The 20,981-nt window shown below is 70.5% G+C and carries 10 protein-coding genes; 8 read left to right on the top strand and 2 right to left on the bottom strand.

What is annotated here, in order from left to right; all coding sequences use genetic code 11:
* The first annotated feature begins 8 nt into the window (after positions 1 to 8).
* The 7 genes from OID54_RS30045 (at position 9) to OID54_RS30015 (ending at position 17,569) form a co-directional block, all read left to right on the top strand.
* A complete protein-coding gene (locus tag OID54_RS30045) occupies positions 9 to 7,190 on the top strand; it encodes an amino acid adenylation domain-containing protein (protein ID WP_443055800.1) in 7,182 nt (2,393 codons plus the stop codon).
* 507 nt (positions 7,191 to 7,697) lie between these two features.
* The gene (locus tag OID54_RS30040; protein ID WP_329024595.1) at positions 7,698 to 8,519 is read left to right on the top strand and encodes a 2,3-dihydro-2,3-dihydroxybenzoate dehydrogenase; all 822 of its coding nucleotides are present in this window, start codon (positions 7,698 to 7,700) and stop codon (positions 8,517 to 8,519) included.
* Between the two features lie 159 nt (positions 8,520 to 8,678).
* Positions 8,679 to 9,884 carry an isochorismate synthase gene (locus tag OID54_RS30035; RefSeq protein WP_329024593.1) on the top strand — a complete coding sequence of 402 codons (1,206 nt, stop codon included), beginning with the start codon at positions 8,679 to 8,681 and terminating at the stop codon, positions 9,882 to 9,884.
* A gap of 23 nt (positions 9,885 to 9,907) precedes the next feature.
* Entirely contained in the window at positions 9,908 to 11,569 is a 1,662-nt protein-coding gene (locus OID54_RS30030; protein ID WP_329027868.1) for a (2,3-dihydroxybenzoyl)adenylate synthase, read from the top strand.
* A 148-nt stretch (positions 11,570 to 11,717) separates the two neighbouring features.
* A complete protein-coding gene (locus OID54_RS30025; protein ID WP_329024591.1) occupies positions 11,718 to 12,341 on the top strand; it encodes an isochorismatase family protein in 624 nt (207 codons plus the stop codon).
* A gap of 172 nt (positions 12,342 to 12,513) precedes the next feature.
* Entirely contained in the window at positions 12,514 to 15,741 is a 3,228-nt protein-coding gene (locus OID54_RS30020; RefSeq protein WP_329024589.1) for an AAA family ATPase, read from the top strand.
* Between the two features lie 202 nt (positions 15,742 to 15,943).
* On the top strand, positions 15,944 to 17,569 hold the full coding sequence (locus OID54_RS30015) for a carboxylesterase/lipase family protein (protein ID WP_329024587.1): 1,626 nt from the start codon (positions 15,944 to 15,946) through the stop codon (positions 17,567 to 17,569).
* A gap of 52 nt (positions 17,570 to 17,621) precedes the next feature.
* Here the strand turns inward: OID54_RS30015 and OID54_RS30010 are convergent, their stop codons facing one another.
* Positions 17,622 to 18,287, bottom strand: a complete 666-nt coding sequence (locus tag OID54_RS30010) for a hypothetical protein (RefSeq protein ID WP_329024585.1) — start codon at positions 18,285 to 18,287, stop codon at positions 17,622 to 17,624.
* A gap of 659 nt (positions 18,288 to 18,946) precedes the next feature.
* On the opposite strand from OID54_RS30010, the gene OID54_RS30005 reads away from it, so the two are divergent.
* The gene (locus tag OID54_RS30005) at positions 18,947 to 19,678 is read left to right on the top strand and encodes a class I SAM-dependent methyltransferase (protein ID WP_329024582.1); all 732 of its coding nucleotides are present in this window, start codon (positions 18,947 to 18,949) and stop codon (positions 19,676 to 19,678) included.
* Positions 19,679 to 19,748: 70 nt separating this feature from the next.
* Here the strand turns inward: OID54_RS30005 and OID54_RS30000 are convergent, their stop codons facing one another.
* Positions 19,749 to 20,942 carry an XdhC/CoxI family protein gene (locus OID54_RS30000; RefSeq protein ID WP_329024581.1) on the bottom strand — a complete coding sequence of 398 codons (1,194 nt, stop codon included), beginning with the start codon at positions 20,940 to 20,942 and terminating at the stop codon, positions 19,749 to 19,751.
* Between the last annotated feature and the right edge of the window lie 39 nt (positions 20,943 to 20,981).

The following is a 20,981-nucleotide window of genomic DNA, read 5'->3' as shown; positions in this document are numbered from 1 at the left end:
TCGAGGACATGCTTCCGCTGTCCCCCTTGCAGCAGGGCATGTTGTTCCATTCGGTGTACGGCGGACCGGATGCGGACGGCGCCGATGTCTACACCGTGCAGGTGACGGTCGCGCTGGCGGGGAAGGTGGACGCCGAGCGGATGGATCGCGCGGCAGCGGCACTGCTGCGGCGGCACCCCAATCTGCGCGCGGGCTTCTGGCACGAGGGCGTGCCCCAGCCGGTGCAGTTCATTCCGTCTGCGCTAAAGATCTCCCTCACCAGGGTGGATCTGTCGGGTGGCGCGACGGACGCGGATCCTGCGGCGGCGCTACGGCGGCTGGAGCGGGAGGAGTTGGCGCAGCGCTTCGCGCTGCACCGTCCGCCCCTGCTGCGGCTGGTGCTGGCGCGCACCGGCGCCGACGACCACCGGCTGATCATCACGGTGCACCACATCCTGGTCGACGGCTGGTCGATGCCCCTGCTGGTGGGCGATCTGCTGGCCCTGTACGAGAGCGACGGCGACGCCTCGTCCCTCGCCGCGGTGCGTCCCTATCGCGACTACCTCCAGTGGTTGAAGCGGCAGGACCAGCCGGCCGCGGAGGCCGCCTGGCGTACGGCGTTGGAGTCCTTCGACGAGCCCGCGTTGGTGGCACCCGTCGACCCCTCGCGGTCCTCGGTCCGCCCGGGCACGGTGGGGGTGGAGCTGACGCGGGACGCCACCGCACGGCTAACGGCGGCGGCTCGGCGGCTCGGGACCACCCCGAGCACCCTGATCCAGGGTGCCTGGGGGCTGGTGCTCGGTGGGCTGACCGGCCGGGACGACGTGGTGTTCGGGCTGACGGTCTCCGGGCGGCCGGATGAGATTCCGGGTGTGGAATCGATGGTCGGCCTGTTCATCACCACGGTTCCGGTACGGGTGTCGTTGCGGCCGGCCGAGAGCGTCGCGGGGCTGTTGCGCCGGTTCCGCGACGAGCAGAACGCCCTGCTCGCCCATCACCATCTGGGGCTGCGCCTGATCCAGAAGCAGTCGGGCGTATCGGAGTTGTTCGACACCCTGGTGGTCATCGAGAACTATCCGGTGGATCCGGATGCCCGTCCCGCGCTGTCGGACGGGTTGCGCGTCACCGATGTGCAGGCGCGCGACGCCACCCACTATCCGTTGACGTTGGCCGTGTCCCTGGAGGACCGGGCGCACCTCCAGTTGGAGTACCGGCCCGATCTCTTCGACGAGCGCCGGGCGACGGTGATCGCGGATCGGCTGGCACGGGTGCTGGACCAGCTCGGTTCGGCTCCGGACACTCCGGTGGGTGTGTTGGACCTGTTGACGGTCGCCGAGTCGGAGCAGTTGCGCAAGGGGTGGAGCGGGCCGGTGCGGGCCGTGCCCGCGGGTACGGTGGCGGACCGGTTCACCGAGCGGGCGGCGGTGGCACCGGATGCGCTCGCGGTGGTCTCCGGGTCAACTGCCTGGACGTTCGCCGAGGTGGAGGAGCGCGTGGCGCGCCTGGCGGGGCTGCTCGCGGCGCGGGGGGTCGGACCGGAGTCGGTGGTGGCGCTCGCGGTGCCGCGTTCGGCGGATTCCGTGGTGGCGATCCTGGCCGTGTTGCGGGCGGGCGGTGCGTATCTGCCGCTCGACCTGGACTATCCGCCGGACCGGTTGGCGTACATGATCGAGGACGCGTCGCCGGTGTGCGTGCTGACGACGACGGCGGCGCTCGGGCTGCTGCCTTCCGATGTTGTGCCGGAGCGGATCGTTCTGGACAGTGCGTGGACGACGGCGGAGTTGGCCGCGATCGGCTCCGGGTTCACGCCTTCGCCGGTGGACCCGCAGAGTCCGGCGTACGTGATCTACACCTCGGGTTCCACCGGGCGGCCCAAGGGCGTGGTGCTCACTCACGGGGGGCTGGCGAATCTCTACGCCAACCATGTGGATGCGGTGTTCGCTCCGGTGGTGGCGGCCGTCTCGGGGCGGAGGATGCGGGCCCTGCACACCGCGTCGTTCAGTTTCGACACCTCGTGGGAGCAGTTGTTCTGGCTGATCGCCGGGCATGAGTTGCATGTGCTCGACGAGGTCGAACGGCGTGATCCGGAGTTCGTGGTCCGCTATGTGCGCGAGCGACGGATCGATGCCATGGATGTCACCCCGACCTATGCGCAGCAGTTGTTGGAGTGGGGGTTGTTGGCCGCGGAGGCGCACCGGCCGGCGTTGCTGCTGCTGGGCGGGGAGGCGGTGCCGGACGTGCTGTGGTCGCAAGTGCGCGCGGCCAGCGGAGTGATGTCGGTGAATCTGTACGGGCCAACCGAGTACACCGTGGATGCGCTCGCGGCGGATCTCGCCGACGGTGTGTCCCCGGTGGTGGGCCGACCCATCGGGAACACATCGGCGTATGTGTTGGATGCCGCGCTGCGTCCCGCGCCGATGGGTACCGTCGGGGAGCTGTACTTGGCGGGGGCAGGAATGGCGCGCGGCTATCTCGGCCGGCACGCGCTCACCGCGGAGCGGTTCCTCGCCGACCCGTACGGGCCGGCCGGTGGCCGGATGTACCGTACCGGCGATCTCGTACGCCTGGGCAGCAACGGCGAGTTGGAGTTCCTGGGCCGCGCCGATGACCAGGTGAAGATCCGGGGGTTCCGGATCGAGCTCGGTGAGGTGGAGGCGGCACTCGCCGCCGTGGACGGGGTGCTGTCGGCCGCCGTGGTGGTGCGTGAGGACACACCCGGGGTGAAGCGGCTGGTGGGCTATGTGACCGGGGACGTCGATCCGTCGGCGGTGCGGGCGGTGTTGGCCGGCTCGCACCCGGAGTACATGGTGCCGGCGGCGGTCGTGGTGGTGGCGGAGCTGCCGACGAATGTGAACGGCAAGCTGGACCGGACCCGGTTGCCGGCGCCGGAGCTGACCGGTTCGCAGGGCTCGCGGGCGCCCGCCGATGAGCGTGAGGAGGTGCTGTGCCGGGTGTTCGCCGAGGTCCTCGGGCTGAAGTCGGCGGGCGTCGACGACGACTTTTTCGCACTGGGCGGTGACAGCATCGTCTCGATCCAGTTGGTGACCCGGCTGCGCAAGGAAGGGCTGGTGCTCACGCCGCGCGATGTGTTCGAGCGCCGTACGGTGGCGGGGCTGGCCCGGGTGGCGTCCGCCTCGTCGCAGCCGGAGAGGGCTGCGGTCTCGGGCCCGCTGGTGGTCCTGGACGAGACACAGCGCGCCGTGGTCGAGGCGGCCTTCACGGACGCCGAGGAGATCCTGCCGCTCTCCCCCCTCCAGGAGGGGTTGTACTTCCACGCCGTCTATGACGATAAGGCGCTGGACGTCTATCTGATGCAGAACTTCGTGGAGTTGCTGCACAGCGTGGACACGACCGCCCTCCGGTCGTCGTTCGACGCCCTCCTGCGTCGACACCCCAATCTGCGTTCGGGCTTCTGGCACGACCGGTTGGACGGGCCGGTGCAGGTGGTGCCGGCCCGTTGGGAGGTGCCATGGCGCGAGTTGGATTTCACGGGGCTGGACCGGGACGCCCAGGACGAGGCGTTGCAGGAGTTCTCGTTGGCGGATGCGGCCACCCGGTTCGATCTGGCGGACCCGCCGCTGCTGCGGGTGACGTTGATCAAGTTCGCCGAGGACCGTTGGATGCTATGCCTGACACAACATCACATCCTGACGGACGGCTGGTCCGAGTCGTTGTTCTTCGAGGAGTTGTTCGCGCTGTACGCGCGAGGCGGCGACAGCGAGGGACTGGCTCCCGTCACCCCGTACCGTGACTATCTGCGCTGGCTCGCCGGTACGGATGACGAGGCCGCGGCGACCGCGTGGCGCGAGCACCTCGCGGGGCTGGACCAGGCGACGCTGGTGGCGCCGGTCGATCCCACCCGGGAGCCGGTGACGGCCGATGTGGTGGAGGTCGTCCTGGACGAGACGACCAGTGACCGGTTGCGGAGCTTTGCGCGCGGCAGCGGGGTCACCCTCAACACGGTGCTGTCGACGGCGTGGGCGCTGGCCCTGTCGGGAATGACGGGCCGCGACGACGTGGTGTTCGGTGCGACGGTCTCGGGTCGTCCGGCGGAGATCGCCGGAGTGGACCAGATGATCGGCATGTTCATGAACACACTGCCGTTCCGGGTCTCGTTGCGCCCGGCCGAGTCGCTGCGCGATCTGCTGGTGCGCGTCCAGCAGGAGCACGCGGACCTGCTGCCGCACCACTATCTGGGGCTCGGTCCCATCCAGCAGCTCAGCGGTGTCGGCCAGCTCTTCGACACGCTGTACGTGTTCCGGAACACGCCGTTGGACGACGCGGCCCGGCTGGAGGCCGTGGAGCGGCACCAGATCGGTTGGACGCACAGTGTGGACGGCACCCACTATCCGCTCACGTTGGCGGTCACCCCGGAACGGGCACTGGAGCTGAGCCTCGCCTACCGACCGGACCTCTACGAGCGGGCGGAAGCAGAGCGCCTCGCCGGACGGCTGACGCTGCTGGTGGAGCAGTTGGCGGACGGCGGAGCCGCGCCGGTCGGGCGGTTGGCGACGTTGGTCGAGGACGAGCGGGAGTCCCTGCTCGCCACGGGCAGTGATCTGGGGCATGAGGTTCCGGACATCTCGGTGGTGGACCTCTTCGGCGCTCAGGCCCTGGCCACTCCGCAGGCGACAGCTCTGGTGTTCGACGCGGAACGGCTCACCTACGCCGAGTTGGACGAGCGGGCGAATCGGCTGGCGCGGGCCCTGGTGGCCCGGGGCGCAGGGCCGGAGCGGGTGGTGGCCCTGGGGCTGCCGCGGTCGGCGGACTTCGTGGTGGCGCTCTTCGCGGTGCTCAAGACGGGCGCTGCGTATCTGCCGCTGGATCTGGACCATCCCGTGGAGCGGCTGGCGGCCATGGTGGCGGACGCCCGTCCGCTGTGTTTGATCACCAACGCGCGTGGCCCGGCCCTGTCCGACGTTCCCGTACTGGACCTGGACGGTGCGCGAACGGTGTCCGAGTTGGCGGCGCTGCCGGGGACGCCGTTGGCGGAGGCGGAGTTGACCGGGCCGCGCGACGGCGCCCATCCCGCCTATCTGATCTACACCTCGGGTTCCACCGGGCGGCCCAAGGGCGTGGTCGTGCCGTACTCGGGCCTGACGAACATGCTGCTCAACCATCGTGAGCGGATCTTCGCCCCGGCGATCGAGCGGGCCGGTGCACGGGCCGCAGATCGGCCGCTGCGGGTCGCCCACACGGTGTCCTTCGCCTTCGATATGTCGTGGGAGGAGTTCTTCTGGCTGATCGACGGGCATGAGGTGCACGTCATCGGCGAGGAACTCCGGCTCGACCCGACGGCCCTGACCGCCCACTACGACCGGGTCGGCATCGACGTGGTCAATGTGACCCCGTCGTACGGACAGCAGCTCATCGACGCGGGTCTGTTGGACAAGGACCGGCACCGGCCGCTGCTGGTCCTGCTGGGCGGCGAGGCCGTACCGGACGCACTGTGGTCGCTGTTGGCCGACACCGACGGCACGATGGCCTACAACCTGTACGGGCCCACCGAGTACACGATCAATGCGCTGGGCGCCGATGTGGCGGACAGTTCACGCTCGTGTGTGGGCCGGCCCATCTACAACACCCGGGCGTATGTGCTGGACAGTGCGTTGCGACCGGTGCCGTCGGGGGTGCCGGGCGAGTTGTACCTCGCGGGGGCCGGGCTGGCGCGCGGGTACTTCGAACGGCCCGCGTTGACGTCCGAACGGTTCGTCGCCGACCCGTTCGGCGCGCCGGGCACGGTGATGTACCGGACGGGCGACCTGGTGCGGTGGCGGACCGACGGTGGGATCGACTACCTGGGGCGCACGGACCACCAGGTGAAGATCCGCGGCTATCGCATCGAACTGGGCGAGATCGAGTCCGCGGTGGCCGACGCACCGGGGGTGGCCGCGGCTGCCGTGGTGGTGCACTCCAGCGCCGCGGGGGTCAAGCGGCTGGTCGCGTACACCGTGGCTTCGAGCGAGGCCGATCCGCGCGACATCGAGCCGGCACGGCTGCGGGAGAGGCTCGCCGCGGCACTGCCCGAGTACATGGTGCCGTCGGCGTTCGTCGCCGTGGAGGCGATGCCGCTCACGGTCAACGGAAAGGTGAATCACGCCGCGCTGCCACTGCCGGACTTCGGTGACGGAGGAGGCGGCCGAGGAGCCAAGGACGCCCGGGAGGAGTTGTTGTGCCGGGTCTTCGCCGAGGTGTTGGGCCTGGAGCGGGTCGGGGTGGAGGACAACTTCTTCGAGTTGGGTGGTCATTCGCTCCTCGCGATGCGCCTGGTCGGCCGGATCAGGGCGGAACTGGGGGTGCCGGTGCAGGTCGCGACGGTGATGTCCGCGCCAACGGTCGCCGACATCGCGGTGCGGATCGGCTCCGACGCCCGGCGCGATGCCCTACGGGTGGTGATGCCCCTGCGGGAGCGCGGCGCACGGGAGCCGTTGTTCTGCTTCCACCCGGCGTCCGGGTTCAGCTGGCAGTACACGGGACTGCTACGCCATCTCGACCCGGGCCGTCCGGTGTACGGGGTGCAGTCACCGGGTCTCACCGGCGCCCTGCCGGACGTGGATGACGTCGCTGGTCTGGCCGATCTCTATCTCCAGGAGATCCGGGCGGTGCAGCCCGAGGGTCCGTACCACTTCGTGGGGTACTCCTTCGGCGGGACGGTGGCACACACGCTGGCGGCGCTGCTCCAGGAACGCGGTGAGGAGGTGGCGTTCCTCGGGCTGCTGGACGCCTATCCGCCGGAGACGGAGGACTGGGCGTTCGTGGACGCCCCCGAGTGGCGTGAGCAGGTGGAGCAGGAGGAGAGCGGGTTCCTGTTGTCGGTGGCCGGGCTGGGCGCCGACGGGGCATCGGACGGGGAGCCCGCTGCCGGGGCCGTCGGTACCGAGGAGGCCATGGCGGCCATCCGGGACAGCCAGGGGCTCCTGGCCGGGTTCGACGACGAACTGCTCGGCGCCATCGTGGACACCAATGTGCACTGCGTCCGGTTGCTCTCGCGTAGTTCGTCCCGCCACTACACGGGCGATGTGGTGTTCTTCACGGCCGCCCGTACGACGGAGGTTGAGGACGCGCCCCAGCGGGTGTGGCCGTCGTATCTGACCGGCACGCTCACGGAACACGTCCTGGACTGCTCGCACGACGAGTTGATGGAACCGGAGCAGTTGGCGGTGATCGGGCCGGTGTTGGACGCGGCGCTGAGCGCCGCCCGGACGGGCTGAGGTCCGGTCCGTCCCGGGGTGCCCACCCCGGGACGGACTCCGGGCCCCGGGTCGGCGGGCACTCACGCCACAGTGCGTTCCGGGCGACGGGTGTGCGCATGGACACCGGGAAGGCGCCCACGCCCCTTCCGCGAGGATGGCTGGGCCACCGGACGGGCAGCGGGTCCGGCATCCCTCGGGGTGCCGGACCCGCTGCCGTGCGATGCACAGGGCCTGCTCGCCTCCGCGGGGTGGCCGCCGATTTCGCGGCCCGCTTCGCGCCCTCCGCGCTCCTGCTCGACCCCGCCCCGAACACGCGGGATCCGATCGGCCTGCGAGCACCCAGATGCGCCCGGCTGGCGAATTCTCCCCCCGTGCCCGGGGTGCGCCATTCCGTGCCGGAGGTGTGAAAGCCCTTGGGGCGCCCGGCCAGTTGCCCGTCCGCATCCTGCTTCAGCCGTGCCGAGGACCGGGGTGGGCCAATGGCTTAACTTAGGTTAGGCTCACCTAAGAACGAGGAGGATGCTCATGCCTGACCACAGAGCGTTCGGCGGAGAGTTCGCCGGCCGTGTGGCACTCGTCACCGGTGCCGGACAGGGCATCGGCGCAGCCGTGACGTGTGCGCTGACCGCTCTCGGTGCAACGGTCGCCGCGACCGACCGGGCCGCCGACACCGTCTTCGCCCTGGCCTCGACGCTCACCGACGAGTTCAAGGACAACCCGTCGGCCGGCACCGTCACCCCCTTCCCGCTGGACGTCACCGACGTGCACGCGGTCGAGGACACGGTGGACCGGGTGGAGCGCGAACTCGGCCCGGTGGACATCCTGGTGAACGTCGCGGGCATCCTGCGCACCGCGCCGGCCATCGAGTTGACCGACGAGGACTGGGCGGAGACCTTCGCCGTCAACACCACGGGCGTCTTCCATCTGTCCCGGGCCGTGGTGCGCCGCATGGCCCCCCGCCGCCGCGGCTGCGTCGTGACCGTCGCGTCCAACGCGGCGGGCATCCCCCGCCCGCAGATGGCCGCCTACGCCGCGTCCAAGGCCGCTGCCGTCATGTTCACCAAGTGTCTGGGCTTGGAGATGGCCCGCACGGGCATCCGCTGCAACGTGGTGGCCCCCGGCTCCACGGACACCCCGATGCAGCGCGCACTGTGGACCGACGCATCGGGCCCCGCCACGGTCATCGACGGCGACCCACACCCCGACGCCTACCGCACCGGAATCCCCCTGGGCCGGATCGCGCTCCCCGAGGACATCGCGGATGCCGTGGTCTTCCTCGCGTCCGACCGTGCCCGGCAGATCACCATGCACGACCTCTACGTCGACGGTGGCGCCACCCTGCGCTGATCCCACCGTGCCGAACGGACCGTGGGGCCGGCCCCGTGCCGAGTCGCGCATGAGCGGCCCGGGCCCCCGATCCACCAGAACGCTTCGCTTCCAGATCGCCACCGGCGACGCACCTTCCCCGCACCCTTCACATCGAATACATCGAACAGAGGAGTCACCGTGTCGACGGCTGCCCACGAAGTCGCCACGCACAGAACGTCGGCCGACCCGGCACACCCCGCCGTGGGAGCGGCCACCTCTCTTCTCGACGCCTACCGTTCGGGGGACCGGTTCCTCGCCACCCCCACCCGCACCCTGCTGGCACGAGGAGTGCACCAACGCGTCCCCGAAGGGGGCCAACCGCTCGCGCAGCGGGTGGCGACCGCCCTGGACGACGCCCGCTCCTCACAGACGGCTCCCCTCGTCATGGGCGCCATTCCGTTCGACCAGTCGGCACCCTCCGCCCTCGTCATCCCAGAGACCGTGCGCTCCGGGCCCGCACTGGCAGCCGACCCCCTCATCGCCCTCCCCGCCGAAAGCGCTCCCGCCGTCGACTGGGAGATACGTACCGAGCCCGAGCCCGAGGTGTACGCCAAGGGCGTGGCCGCAGCCGTGGACCGCATGTGGCGCGGCGAGTTCAGCAAGGTGGTCCTCGCCCGCACGCTCACCCTGTCCAGCGGGAACCCCCTCGATCTCCCTCCGATGGTGCAACGCCTGGCGCGTCGCGACCCCTCGGGCTACACGTTCGCCCTGCCCACATCGCCCGGTCGCACCCTGCTCGGGGCCAGCCCCGAACTGCTCGTCTCCCGACGCGGTGAACTCCTCGTCGCCAACCCGCTCGCCGGCTCCGTACCACGCAGCCCCGATCTCGCCGAAGACGTACGGCGCGCCGCTGGACTCCTCCAGTCCGCGAAGGACCTCCATGAACACGCGGTCGTCGTCGACGCCGTCCACCAGGGGATGGGCCGGTTCTGTCACAGGATCGACGTGCCCGCACGGCCCACTCTGATCAGGACCGCCACCATGTGGCATCTCTCGACCACCGTCACCGGCGTACTCGCCACGCCCGAGGCATCCGCCCTGGAAATCGCGTGCGCACTGCACCCCACCCCGGCGGTGTGCGGAACCCCCACCGCGCTCGCCCGTGCGGTGATCGGCGAGACGGAGACCTTCGACCGGGGCTTCTTCACCGGCATCGTCGGCTGGGGCACCCCGGAGGGCGATGGCGAATGGGTCGTCACCATCCGCTGCGCCGAGGCGACCGAACGCTCCATGCGGCTCTACGCCGGCGCCGGTGTGGTCGCCGCGTCCGAGCCGGAGGCCGAGACGGCGGAGACCGCCGCCAAGTTCCATACCTTCCTCAACGCAGTGGGAGCCCAGCTGTGACCGCCTATCCCGCAGAAGCCCTGCTGGCACCCGCCGAAGAGGTCCTCGGGTACGAGACACCCACCTGGCCGGCGGAGTTCGCCGACCGTTACCGTGCCGCCGGCTGGTGGCGGAACGAGACCTTCGGCAGGATGTTGCGCGAGCGGGCCGCGGAGCACCCGGAACGGATCGCCATCGTCGACCCGACGGGTGGCCCGGACGGCGGTCGACGCACGTGGACCTACGGCGAACTGGATCTGCGCGCCGACCGGCTGGCGGCGGGATTCATCGCCCGCGGCATCAGCAAGGGCGACCGGGTCGTCGTACAGCTCCCGAACGTGGCCGAGTTCTTCGAGGTCGTCTTCGCACTGTTCCGGATCGGTGCCCTGCCCGTCTTCGCGCTGCCGGCCCACCGCAAGAGCGAGATCGTCTACTTCTGCACCTTCACCGAGGCCGTCGCCTATGTCATTCCGTCCGAACACGACGGCTTCGACTACCGGACGCTGGCCGCCGTCGCCTGCGCCGAGGCCCCCTCGCTCAAGCATGTGTTCGTCACCGGTGGTGACGCGGGCTACTTCGAGGACCTGGCGGATGTACCGGCCGCGCCGATCGGGCTCGGCGGGCCCGCGTCCCACGAACTCGCCTTCCTCCAGCTGTCCGGGGGCAGCACCGGCGTACCCAAGTTGATCCCCCGCACCCACGACGACTACATCTACTCGCTGCGCGGCTCCAACGACATCTGCGCCGTCGACGAGGACAGTGTGTACCTCTGTGTACTGCCCGCTGCGCACAACTTCCCGCTGTCCTCGCCCGGTTCGCTGGGCACGCTGTACGCCGGCGGTCGAGTGGTGCTGTGCCCCCAGCCGGTGCCCGATGTGGCCTTCCGGCTGATCGAGAGCGAGGGCGTCACCATCACCGGCCTGGTGCCGCCGCTGGCGATCGTGTGGACCGAGGCGGCCCCCCGCAGCGCCTATGACCTGAGCAGCCTCGACGTACTGCTCGTCGGCGGTGCGAAGTTCAGCGAGGAGGCCGCCCGCCGGGTGCGCCCCGCGCTGGGATGCACCCTCCAGCAGGTCTTCGGCATGGCGGAGGGACTGGTCAACTACACGCGGCTCGACGACCCGCTGGAGACGGTCATCGCCACCCAGGGCAGGCCGATCTCCCCCGACGACGAGATCCGCATCGTCGACGATGAGGACAACGACGTGCCGCCCGGTGCCACCGGCCATCTGCTGACCCGCGGCCCGTACACGATCCGCGGCTACTGGAACGCACCCGAGCACAACGCCCGTTCCTTCACCGATGACGGCTTCTACCGCACCGGCGACATCGTCCGGCAGACGGCGAGCGGCCACCTCGTGGTGGAGGGGCGCGCCAAGGACCAGATCAACCGCGGCGGGGAGAAGATCGCCGCCGAGGAGGTGGAGAACCACATCCTCGCCCACCCGGCCGTGCACGACGCCAATGTGGTGGCCGAACCCGACCCCTATCTCGGAGAGCGGACCTGCGCCTATGTCATCGTGCGCTCCGGCGCCGCACCACTGCGTGCTCTGGACGTCAAGAAGTTCGTACGCGAACGGGGTCTGGCCGCCTACAAGGTGCCGGACCGGGTGGTGTTCGTCGACACCTTCCCCAAGACGGGTGTGGGCAAGGTGTCGAAGAAGGACCTCCGTGCGGTGACTCCGGCCCCCGACCTGGCCGGATAGCCCCTCAGCAGGCCATGGCCGTCCGACCCGTCAGGCCCCAGGGTCGGACGGCCGTGGTCCCCTTCCCTCCACCTCCCGGCCGACGCTCAACCGCCGACCGCCCCAACAACCACCCGACCAGCACCCGACACGGAAACGGACCACTTCCATGGCACTGCCCGCCATCGCCCCCTATCCGATGCCCCAACCAGACGGGCTCCCCACCAATCGGGTGGAGTGGACGGTGGACCCGGATCGGGCGGTGCTGCTCGTCCACGACCTCCAGAACTACTTCCTCTCCGCGTTCGACACCCAGGCCGAGCCGGTGACCACCCTGCTGCACCACGTGGCACAGTTGCGCAAGGACGCGACCCGGCTCGGTGTCCCGGTCGTCTACACCGCGCAACCGGGCGGCCAGACACCCGAGGAGCGCGGTCTCCAGCAGGACTTCTGGGGACCGGGCCTACCCGCGGACGCGACCGCAGCAGCCATCGCCGACGCCGTCGCCCCCGCGGCCGGCGACACCGTGCTGACCAAGTGGAAGTACAGCGCGTTCGTCCGTACCGAACTGCGCGAACTACTGCGTGAACAGGGTCGCGACCAGCTCATCATCACCGGCGTCTACGCCCACATCGGAGTCCTGATGACGGCCTGCGACGCCTGGATGCAGGACATCCAGGCATTCCTGGTCGCCGACGCCGTCGCGGACTTCTCGGAGCGCGAGCACCGGATGGCCCTGGAATGGGCGGCGGGGCGCTGTGCCCATGTGACCACCGCCGACCGGGTCTTCTGAAGGACTCCCCCGCCCCGAAGAGCCGTCTCCCGCGCTGGTGAACGACCCCGCGCACAGGCCGCCCCGGGGGCGAGCACGCACTCACCCCAACAGGTGACCCGGGCGGACATCACCCGCCTCCCGACCGTGCGAGGGCTATGAAGGCAGTGGCCGCCGCCCGGGAGGATCCACCATGCCACCGTCGCTCATCGAACGAGAGACCCAACTCGACCGGCTACGGACCCTGATGGGGCGGGCCACCGTGAGCCACGGCGGCCTCGTCCTGGTCACCGGAGACGCCGGGATCGGCAAGACGACCCTGGTGCGCCGGGCCGCTGACGATGCCGTGCGCACCGGTGCGCTGGTCCTGCGGGGCGCCTGTTGGGACGCGGACAGCTCACCGGGCTACTGGCCCTGGACCCAGACCGTGCGCAGTCTGCGGCGCAGTGCGCGCGACGACGAGTGGTCACGTGCGACCGAAGCCGCCGCGGGACTGCTGCCCGTCCTGCTCGGCGAGGCCACCACCGACGAGGACGTGGAACGGTTCCGGCTGTTCGACGCGGTGACCAGCCTATTGATCGTCACCTCACAGTCCCGTCCCGTCCTGGTGGTCATCGAAGACCTGCACCGCGCGGACGCCGCTTCGCTGAGCCTGCTGGAATTCGCGGCCCAACATGCCTGGTACGAGCGGCTCCTGCTGATCGGCACCTATCGCGACACCGAGGTGGAGCGGCCCGACCACCCATTGCGCCCCCTGCTCAGCCCCTTGACCGCGAAGGCCACGACGATCCAGCTCAGCGGGCTGGCACCGTCCGGTGTGGCCGAGCTGATCACCCGTACCGCGGGGAGATGGCCGACACCCGAGCTCGTCGAAGCGGTGCATCGGCGCACCGGGGGCAATCCCTTCTTCGTCGAGGAGAGCGCCCGGCTGTGGGCCGCCGGGCATCCCCTCACCGCCGTTTCCCCCGGGGTGCACGACGCCCTGCGCCATCGACTCGACCTGGTTGGCGAGCCGGTCGTCGAACTGCTCCGGGCAGCGGCCGTCCTCGGCGAGCACTTCGATCCTGGCGTCCTCGCCGCCATGACGGCGCTCTCCCGCTCCCGGGTCGACACGCTGCTCGCGGAGGCCGAGCGCACGCGGGTGGTCGTCCCGTCGGGAGAGGACCGGATCGACTTCGCCCACGACCTCGTCCGCGAGTGCCTCTACGGCTCGCTGGACGGACCGCGGCTGCGCAGACTGCACGCCGCCGCGGCACGGGCGCTGCTCGCGCCGCGCCCCACCGGCCGTCCGGCGGGCGGATCGGTCTCCGTGCACACCACCGATCTGGCCCGTCACGCCTACTTCGCCGGGGCGGAGTTGCCGCACACGACGGCCGTGGAGCTCCTGCTCTCAGCGGCCCGGCTCGCCGCGGGTCGACTGGCGAGCGAGGAGGCGGCGGGCCACTTCCGGCGCGCGCTCGATCGCATCGACATCGGCATCAAGGCCCCGGATCCACAACGGGTCCTGGTCGCCCTGGAACTCGGTCTGCAACTGCAACTCAGCGGAGAGTACGAGCAGTCCTGGCTGGTCTTCACCGACGCCGCGGCACTGGCCCGACAGCTGGGCGACGCCCCGCTGCTGGGCCGTGTCGCGCTCACCCTGTACGGAGCGGACGGCCAGGGCGACGAGCGGGGGCTACGGGCCCGGGCGCTGCGGTGGGCACGGGACCTGCTGGCCCCCCAAGAGCCTGCGGGCGACGGAGCAGGCGAGGGTGACGATCCGGCCGCCGTCGTGGCCCGTTCGGTGATCGCCGCCGCCCGCACCGCGCAGGACGACGAGGCCCTGCGGCTCGGGTTGTGGGCCCGCCTCCACGCCGTGTGGGAGCCGAGCACCACGGCGGAGCGCGTCGCCATCGCCGGGGAGTTGACGCAGGTGTCACGGCGTCGTGGTGATCGGTGGATGGAACTCCTCGGTGCCTCTATGCGCTGGGTCGCTCTGTTGGAGCAGGACGATCCACGGTTCCTCGACCAGTTCCACGCCCTCGTCGCCGCCTCCCGGTCGGGCGAGGCCCCGCACCGCAATCTGACGTCGATCATCGACCGCAGTGTGGTCCACGCCTTCATGGGCCGCTTCGACGAGTCCGCGGAACTGCTCGGTGAGGCCATCGAGCTCACCGGCCGACACCCCAACTACTACCGGTACTTCATTGGCCACCAGCGGTGGGTGCTGCCCGTGCTCCAGGGTCGGTTCGCGAGCATGCCCGAGGTCCACTCGGCCCTGCGATCGGCGGAACATCCCACGTCCGAGCTGCTGTTCGCCCTGACCGCCCTGGAACGGGGGGAACGCCTGAGCGCCCCCGTTCCCCGGCCGGGCTCGGGGACGGGGGACCACGAGGTGCTCAACCGGAGCGTCCTGCCCCTGTGGCTGCGCTACCAGGCCCAACAGGCCGCCGCGACCCGGGACCCCGAGCAGTGCGCGCAGGCCAGGGCCGACCTCCTGCCGTACGAGGGCCAGTGGCTGGTGTCGGCGTACGGCTGGGACATCAGTGGGCCCACGGCCCTATGGGTCGGACTGCTGGACGCGGCCGAGGAGCACTGGGACGCCGCGGTCCTCCGGTTCACCGAGGCACAGCGCAGTGCCGAACGGCTCCATGCGCGGCCCTGGTCGGCTCGGGCCGGCGGTGAACTCGTCGCCGCGCTGCTGGCCCGGGGCGGCGAAGGTGATCGGGAACGGGCGGCGAAGCTGGTGGACCGGGTCCTGGCGGAGGCGGAGGAGTTGGGCATGGTGCACATCGCCGCCCGCGCCAGGGAGCTGGCCGCGACCACCCACCGGCCCGCACCCACACCCGGATCAGCACCGGCACCGGCACCGGTCACCACGACGAGCGCGGTTCCGGCGTACGAGTTCTCCCACCAGGGCGCCGTATGGCGGCTGCGGTTCGACGGTCGGACCGTGCATATGCCAGACGCGAAGGGGCTCAGGGACCTTCATGCGCTGCTGGGCCAGCCGGGCCGGCCGGTGCCGTCGGTGCGATTGCTCAATCCGCAGGGCGGCGAGGTCGTGGTGGCGGCGGCTGCTCTCGGCGGTGATCCGGTATTGGACGAGGAGGCGAAGGCCCGCTACCGCGCCCGACTGGCGCGCCTCGACGAGGAGATCGACCGGGCGGACGCCCTCGGTGACGAGCTGCGCGCCGCCGAGTACGACCGGGAGCGGCAGGCCCTGATCGACGAGCTGCGACGGGCCGTGGGGCTGGGCGGCCGGGCCCGCAGACTGGGGGACGAGGCCCAGCGCGCCCGCAAGAACGTCACCGGCCGCATCCGGGACGTCCTGCGCCGCCTCCATGAGCACCATCCCGAACTGGCGACGCATCTGGAGGCGACGGTCTCCACAGGCACCTCCTGCGTCTACGAACCGGAGGTTGCGGTGCCATGGCGGCTGTGACGGGCGGGGGCAGATGTCGACCAGCGCCGCCAGCTCAGCGCCGCCCGGTCGGGTGTCGTCGGGCCTAGTCAGGGCGGGCCGCGCGCACGAGGCCGCACCGGAGTGCCAGATTGCGTACGCCGGCCGCCAGATCGGATCTGGCGCCCCTGTCGTAGCGCACCACCGTCACCACCGGCTCAGCAGGCAAGGAGTGCACATCCCCATGAGCACCGGACGAAGGGCCTGGACCACGGCCCTGTTCACCGTGGCGGCGCTGACCGCCGTACTGGGCGTCACACCGCACCGGGCGCCCGTGGTCGAACCGCAGGACGAACTCACCGTGAGGGTCGACACGGGCCAGGTGCGCGGGGCCCGCTCCGGTGCACACCGGGTCTTCTTCGGCATCCCCTACGCCGGGCCACCGACCGGGGTCCATCGCTGGGCCGCTCCGCGCCCGGCCGGGCACTGGTCGGGGGTCCGGGATACGAGCCGGCCGGGACCGCTGTGTCCGCAGGTGCCGTCCGCGTACGCCGACATCTCCAGCCTGGAGGAGGACTGCCTGGTCCTCAATGTGACCGCACCGCCGAAGGGTCGGGGCGGCCCGCGGCCGGTCCTGGTGTGGATCCACGGTGACGGCTCGGTCGGTGGGGGCGAGTTCTTCGGCGCTCGGGGCTTGGCCGACCGGGGGGTCGTCGTGGTGACGATCAACTACCGGCTCGGGATCTTCGGAGGGTACGCGCAGCAGGGACTGCCGGGCTCGGGGACGTTCGGGCTCCAGGACCAGCAGGCCGCGTTGCGTTGGGTGCAACGCAACGCGGCCTCCTTCGGCGGTGACCCCACCCGGGTGACGGTGGCCGGTTCGTCCTTCGGCGCGGCGGCCATCACGGGCCATCTGACCTCCCCCGGGGCCCGCGGCCTCTTCCACCGTGCCGTGCTCTCCAGCGGGGAGGGCATGATGGACATGCCGGCCGGGATGATGGGCCCCGAGGTGCCCGGGTATCCCTGGTACGTCTGGCGCCCGGCGCGGGAGATGCGCGAGATCAGTGCGGAGATGACAGCGTCACTGGGCTGCGCTTCGGCCGATCCGGCAGGGACCTTGGAGTGTCTGCGGGGACTGCCGGTGAAGACGATCCTGAAGGTGCCCCACATCATGAACGCCTTCCAGGCGTTCGGCTACGGCAACGAGGTCCTGCCGCAACTACCGCCCACCGCCCTCGGCGCTGGGCGTTTCCATCGGGTGCCGGTGCTGTCGGGTGCGACGTTGGACGAACACCGCACCTTCGTGGGGATGCAGTACGACGCCGTGGGCGCGCCGTTCACCACCGATGACTACGACCGGGCACTGAGCACGGCGTTCGGGGCGGATGCCGCCGTGGTGGCCCGCGAGTACCCGGTGAGCGACTTTCCCTCGCCCGCGTTGGCTTGGGCCACGGTGGTCACCGACCGGATGTGGGCCCTGGGCACCGCGGCGCAGCACTCCGTGTTGTCACAGCGGGTTCCGTTGTACGCGTACGAGTTCGCCGATCGTGACGCCCCGATGTACCTTCCGCTGCCCGGTGACTTCGACTTCGGCGCCTTCCACGCGGGAGACACGCCCTATGTGTTCGACGATGCGGAGGCCCGCGCTCACTTCACGCCCGCACAGTGGCGGCTGTCGGACACGATGACGGACTACTGGGCGGCCTTCGCCCGTACCGGGGCGCCGGCGGCGGCCCGGGGGGTGCCGCCCTGGCCGCGGTACGCACCGGGCGCCCCGGTGCCGTACACGCAGTCCCTGGCTCCCGATGCGATCGGTCCGGTCGACTATGTGCGCGGGCATCGACTGGAGTTCTGGCGGCGGCTTGGCTGAGCCGCAGCGCCCCCGCACCCTCGCGCCTCGGGCCTGGTTGCACCGGGGCGCTTCACACCGCGCGTCCCGACACCAGCCGTTCGGCGACGCCCAGTCGAGCGGCCCACTCCAGGGCGGTGGATATCCGGGGCTCTTGGGGGAGGGAGCTGAACACGGAGGCGGAGTCCATCAGGTCCTGGAGCGCGGTGGCGTTCACGGTCCCTCGTTCGACCCGGGAGATGAAACGTTCGGCGGCCCGCCGGTCACGGTAACCGGCGTCGGCGAAGCTGTTGGCGAGGGACCGGTCGTCGAAGATCCCGGCGTATCCGTCACAGGAGGCGACGAGACCGTCGTCCGCGACAAAGTCGGGGTAGGGGGCACGACTCCAGTGGCCCTCCTCCCACCAGTAGAGGTAGCCGAGTTCATGGGCGTCGTTCATGTCCCGCAACTGGCGGTGCGGCAGCCAGTCGGGGGCGCCGGCGAGGAGGTCGACGGGGCCGGGTCCGCGGTGGATGGTGTCGCTGCAGTCCACGTCCTGACCGTAGAAGAGCGCTCTGCCGTCGGGCCTGAGGGCGAGTGTCCATCCGCCGTTGGAATGGGCGCAGGACAGCGCGCAGTCACTCAGGCGGAACACCGGCCTCGCGGTTCTGGTGGCGGCGATCAGTACGACGACGACGGCGCGTTCCCACATCCGCTCAGGTCGACCTAATTGCGCAGGAATCGCCAACACGTTGGTCATCTCTGTCCTTGTTGTCAACGCAAACTGTTGCTGACCGAACATTCAGCGTTACCGAACCATAAGGCCGGACGAAGTGTCGACGCCAACGCTTCGTGGGCGAGGAGCACCGCAGGAGTTGCCGTCCATGGTCGAACGAGCCGGGTTGATCCCTTTCTGTGCCATCCGGGCTTGCAGGGACTCACTGTGATGGATCGGCATTCAACGCACCAAGGGAAGCTGGGGACAAGAGGCTGAGCAGCAAAAACGCAGCGTCTCCGGTGGCATCACCGGAGACGCGGGGGAGAGTTCAGACGATCGCGCACACCAACCAGGGCGCACGGGCCACCGGACCTTCATCCAGGACCGTTCGATTGAGCGGGGGCAGCGCTGGGCACCCCGTGCTGAGGTGAGGGACCTCTTTCGCACTCATGGAGTGAACGTAGCCGCAGACGTCGCCCTCGTGTTCGCATTTGCTTATCGTTTACCGAGTCCTCATCACAGACCGGGACGGATGTCACCGAAGCTTTCAAACAACCGCATATGACTGCGCGAGGGCCTCGTACGACGGCCGGGACGATGGTGTTCCGTATGAGGAGCCCGGTCCCGCGCAGGGTGACATCGATGCCCGCCGGTACCACTCCTTCCGCGCACGATGGGCGAATGCCAGTACCGTGGCGGCGATGTTCTCCACTTCGGGCCCCACCCTCCGCGAACTCACCGTGCAGGCGCTCTCCTCGATCGAACGCGGCTACGACCTGCTCGCGCCCAAGTTCAACGCCACACCCTTCCGCACCCCGGATCGCATCCTCGATCCGGTGACCGCCGCGATCCGGACGCTCGGCCCCTTCCGCAGCGGCCTCGACCTCTGCTGTGGCACCGGAGCGGGCATGGGCGTCCTGCGGGAGGTGTGCTCGGAACGGATCACGGGCGTGGACTTCAGCGCGGGGATGCTCGCCGAGGCGCGTTCGTCGCTGTCCGCGCCAACGGACGGACCGCACGCCGGCTGGGTGCGCGCCGACGCCCTGGCCCTCCCCTTCCACCACGCCTTCGACCTGGCCGTGAGCTTCGGTGCGTTCGGCCACTTCCTGCCCGCGGAACGCCCACGGCTCTTCGCCGAGGTCCACCGGGCCCTCCGGCCGGGCGGGATGTTCGCCTTCCCCCTGCCCGCACCACCCCGTGTCGGCTCCCCCGCGTATCTGACGCTCTTGGCCTTCGATGCGGCAATGCGGGTACGCAATGCACTGTGGCATCCGTCCTTCGTGATGTACTACCGCACCTTCCGACTGCACGAGGTGCGCAAGGAGTTGATCGACGCCGGATTCACGGTGGAGCTCAGTCCGTTGGAGCAGTTGGGTCGGCTGCCGGACGGCAGCCCCCGGTGCCGTCTGGTCGTGGCCCGCCGCCCCGTCTGAGACGGTACGTCCGCCCGCTTCCCAGCCCCCATCGGCCGACCACTTGACGCGAGCCGTACGACGCCGAGTCCTACGTCAACGCCCCGAAGTGGGCTTCCCCCGATGGCGGGTGGTGCGGTCCGGAGTGGTGGATGGGGCGCTGTCCGCCCCGCAGGGGTACGCCGCTGCCGCCCCGCCGTCCCGCGACGATCTCCGCCGCGATGGACAGGGCGGTCTCCTCCGGGGTGTGGGCTCCGAGGTCCAAACCGATGGGACTGCGCAGCCCGGCCCGTTCCCGATCGGTCAGCCCGGCCGCGCGCAGTCGGGCGTCCCGCTCCCGATGGGTACGGCGGGATCCCATCGCACCGACGTAGGCCACGGGCAGCCGTAGGGCGCGTTCCAGGAGGGGGATGTCGAACTTGGCGTCATGGGTGAGGACGCACAGCACCGTCCGGGCATCGGTGCGCGTCGCGTCAAGGTAGCGGTGCGGCCAGTCGACGACGATCTCATCCGCTTCGGGAAAGCGCTCCCTGGTGGCGAAGACGGGCCGGGCGTCGCACACCGTGACGTGATAGCCGAGGAACTTCCCGATGCGCACCAGCGCCGATGCGAAGTCGACCGCCCCGAACACGATCATGCGCGGTGCGGGCCCGGTCGTCTCCACCAGGATGCGCAGGGCGGTGGCGCACCGACTGCCGTCCGCCCCGAGGTCCACGGTGGCCGTGCGGCCGGCTTCCCACAACACGGCGGCCTCGGCGGCCACGGCCCGATCCAGCTCCGGCCGACCGCCGAGCGTCCCCTCGCAGGCGCCGCCGGGCCGCGCCAGCAGGGCGCGCCCCACCAGCGAGGAGGGCCCGTCGATGACCCGGGCGAGTGCGACGCTCTCGCCGCGTGCGGCAGCGGCGAGCGCCGCGTGCACGACGGTCGAAGGATCGACGGGCCCGGCGTGGTGCGCCTGGGCCCGGCTGCCGGGCGGCCGGATCGGGGTGACCAGGACGTCGATCACACCGCCACAGCTCAGTCCCACCGCGAAGGCGTCCTCATCGTCGTGGTCGAAGCGCTCCCGAATGGGCCGACCGTCCTCGTTGGCCTGGCGGCACAGTTCGTACACGGCCCCTTCCACACATCCCCCCGAGACCGACCCGATCGCGTTCCCCTCGGCGTCGACCGCGAGCGCCGCACCCAGTTGGCGGGGCGCGCTACCGCTGATGCCCACCACTGTGGCCACGGCGAACGCACGGCCCTGCACGACCCACCGGTTCAGGTCGTCGGCGATGTCCAGCATGGCGGTCTCCTGGGGTCTTCGGCGGGTGGCGGACGGGGA

It is taken from the genome of Streptomyces sp. NBC_00690 (genome assembly GCF_036226685.1).
Lineage (GTDB): Bacteria > Actinomycetota > Actinomycetes > Streptomycetales > Streptomycetaceae > Streptomyces.
The sequence above is the reverse complement of the archived record's forward strand: the minus strand, read 5'-3'. Positions and strand labels throughout refer to the sequence as shown.

What these genes read in the sequence shown, in the direction of transcription:
- OID54_RS30045 (WP_443055800.1), top strand. Translation starts at nt 9, where the DNA reads ATGCTTCCGCTGTCCCCCTTGCAGCAGGGCATGTTGTTCCATTCGGTG.
- OID54_RS30040 (WP_329024595.1), top strand. Translation starts at nt 7,698, where the DNA reads ATGCCTGACCACAGAGCGTTCGGCGGAGAGTTCGCCGGCCGTGTGGCA.
- OID54_RS30025 (WP_329024591.1), top strand. Translation starts at nt 11,718, where the DNA reads ATGGCACTGCCCGCCATCGCCCCCTATCCGATGCCCCAACCAGACGGG.
- OID54_RS30020 (WP_329024589.1), top strand. Translation starts at nt 12,514, where the DNA reads ATGCCACCGTCGCTCATCGAACGAGAGACCCAACTCGACCGGCTACGG.
- OID54_RS30015 (WP_329024587.1), top strand. Translation starts at nt 15,944, where the DNA reads ATGAGCACCGGACGAAGGGCCTGGACCACGGCCCTGTTCACCGTGGCG.
- OID54_RS30010 (WP_329024585.1), bottom strand. Translation starts at nt 18,287, where the DNA reads ATGACCAACGTGTTGGCGATTCCTGCGCAATTAGGTCGACCTGAGCGG.
- OID54_RS30005 (WP_329024582.1), top strand. Translation starts at nt 18,947, where the DNA reads ATGTTCTCCACTTCGGGCCCCACCCTCCGCGAACTCACCGTGCAGGCG.
- OID54_RS30000 (WP_329024581.1), bottom strand. Translation starts at nt 20,942, where the DNA reads ATGCTGGACATCGCCGACGACCTGAACCGGTGGGTCGTGCAGGGCCGT.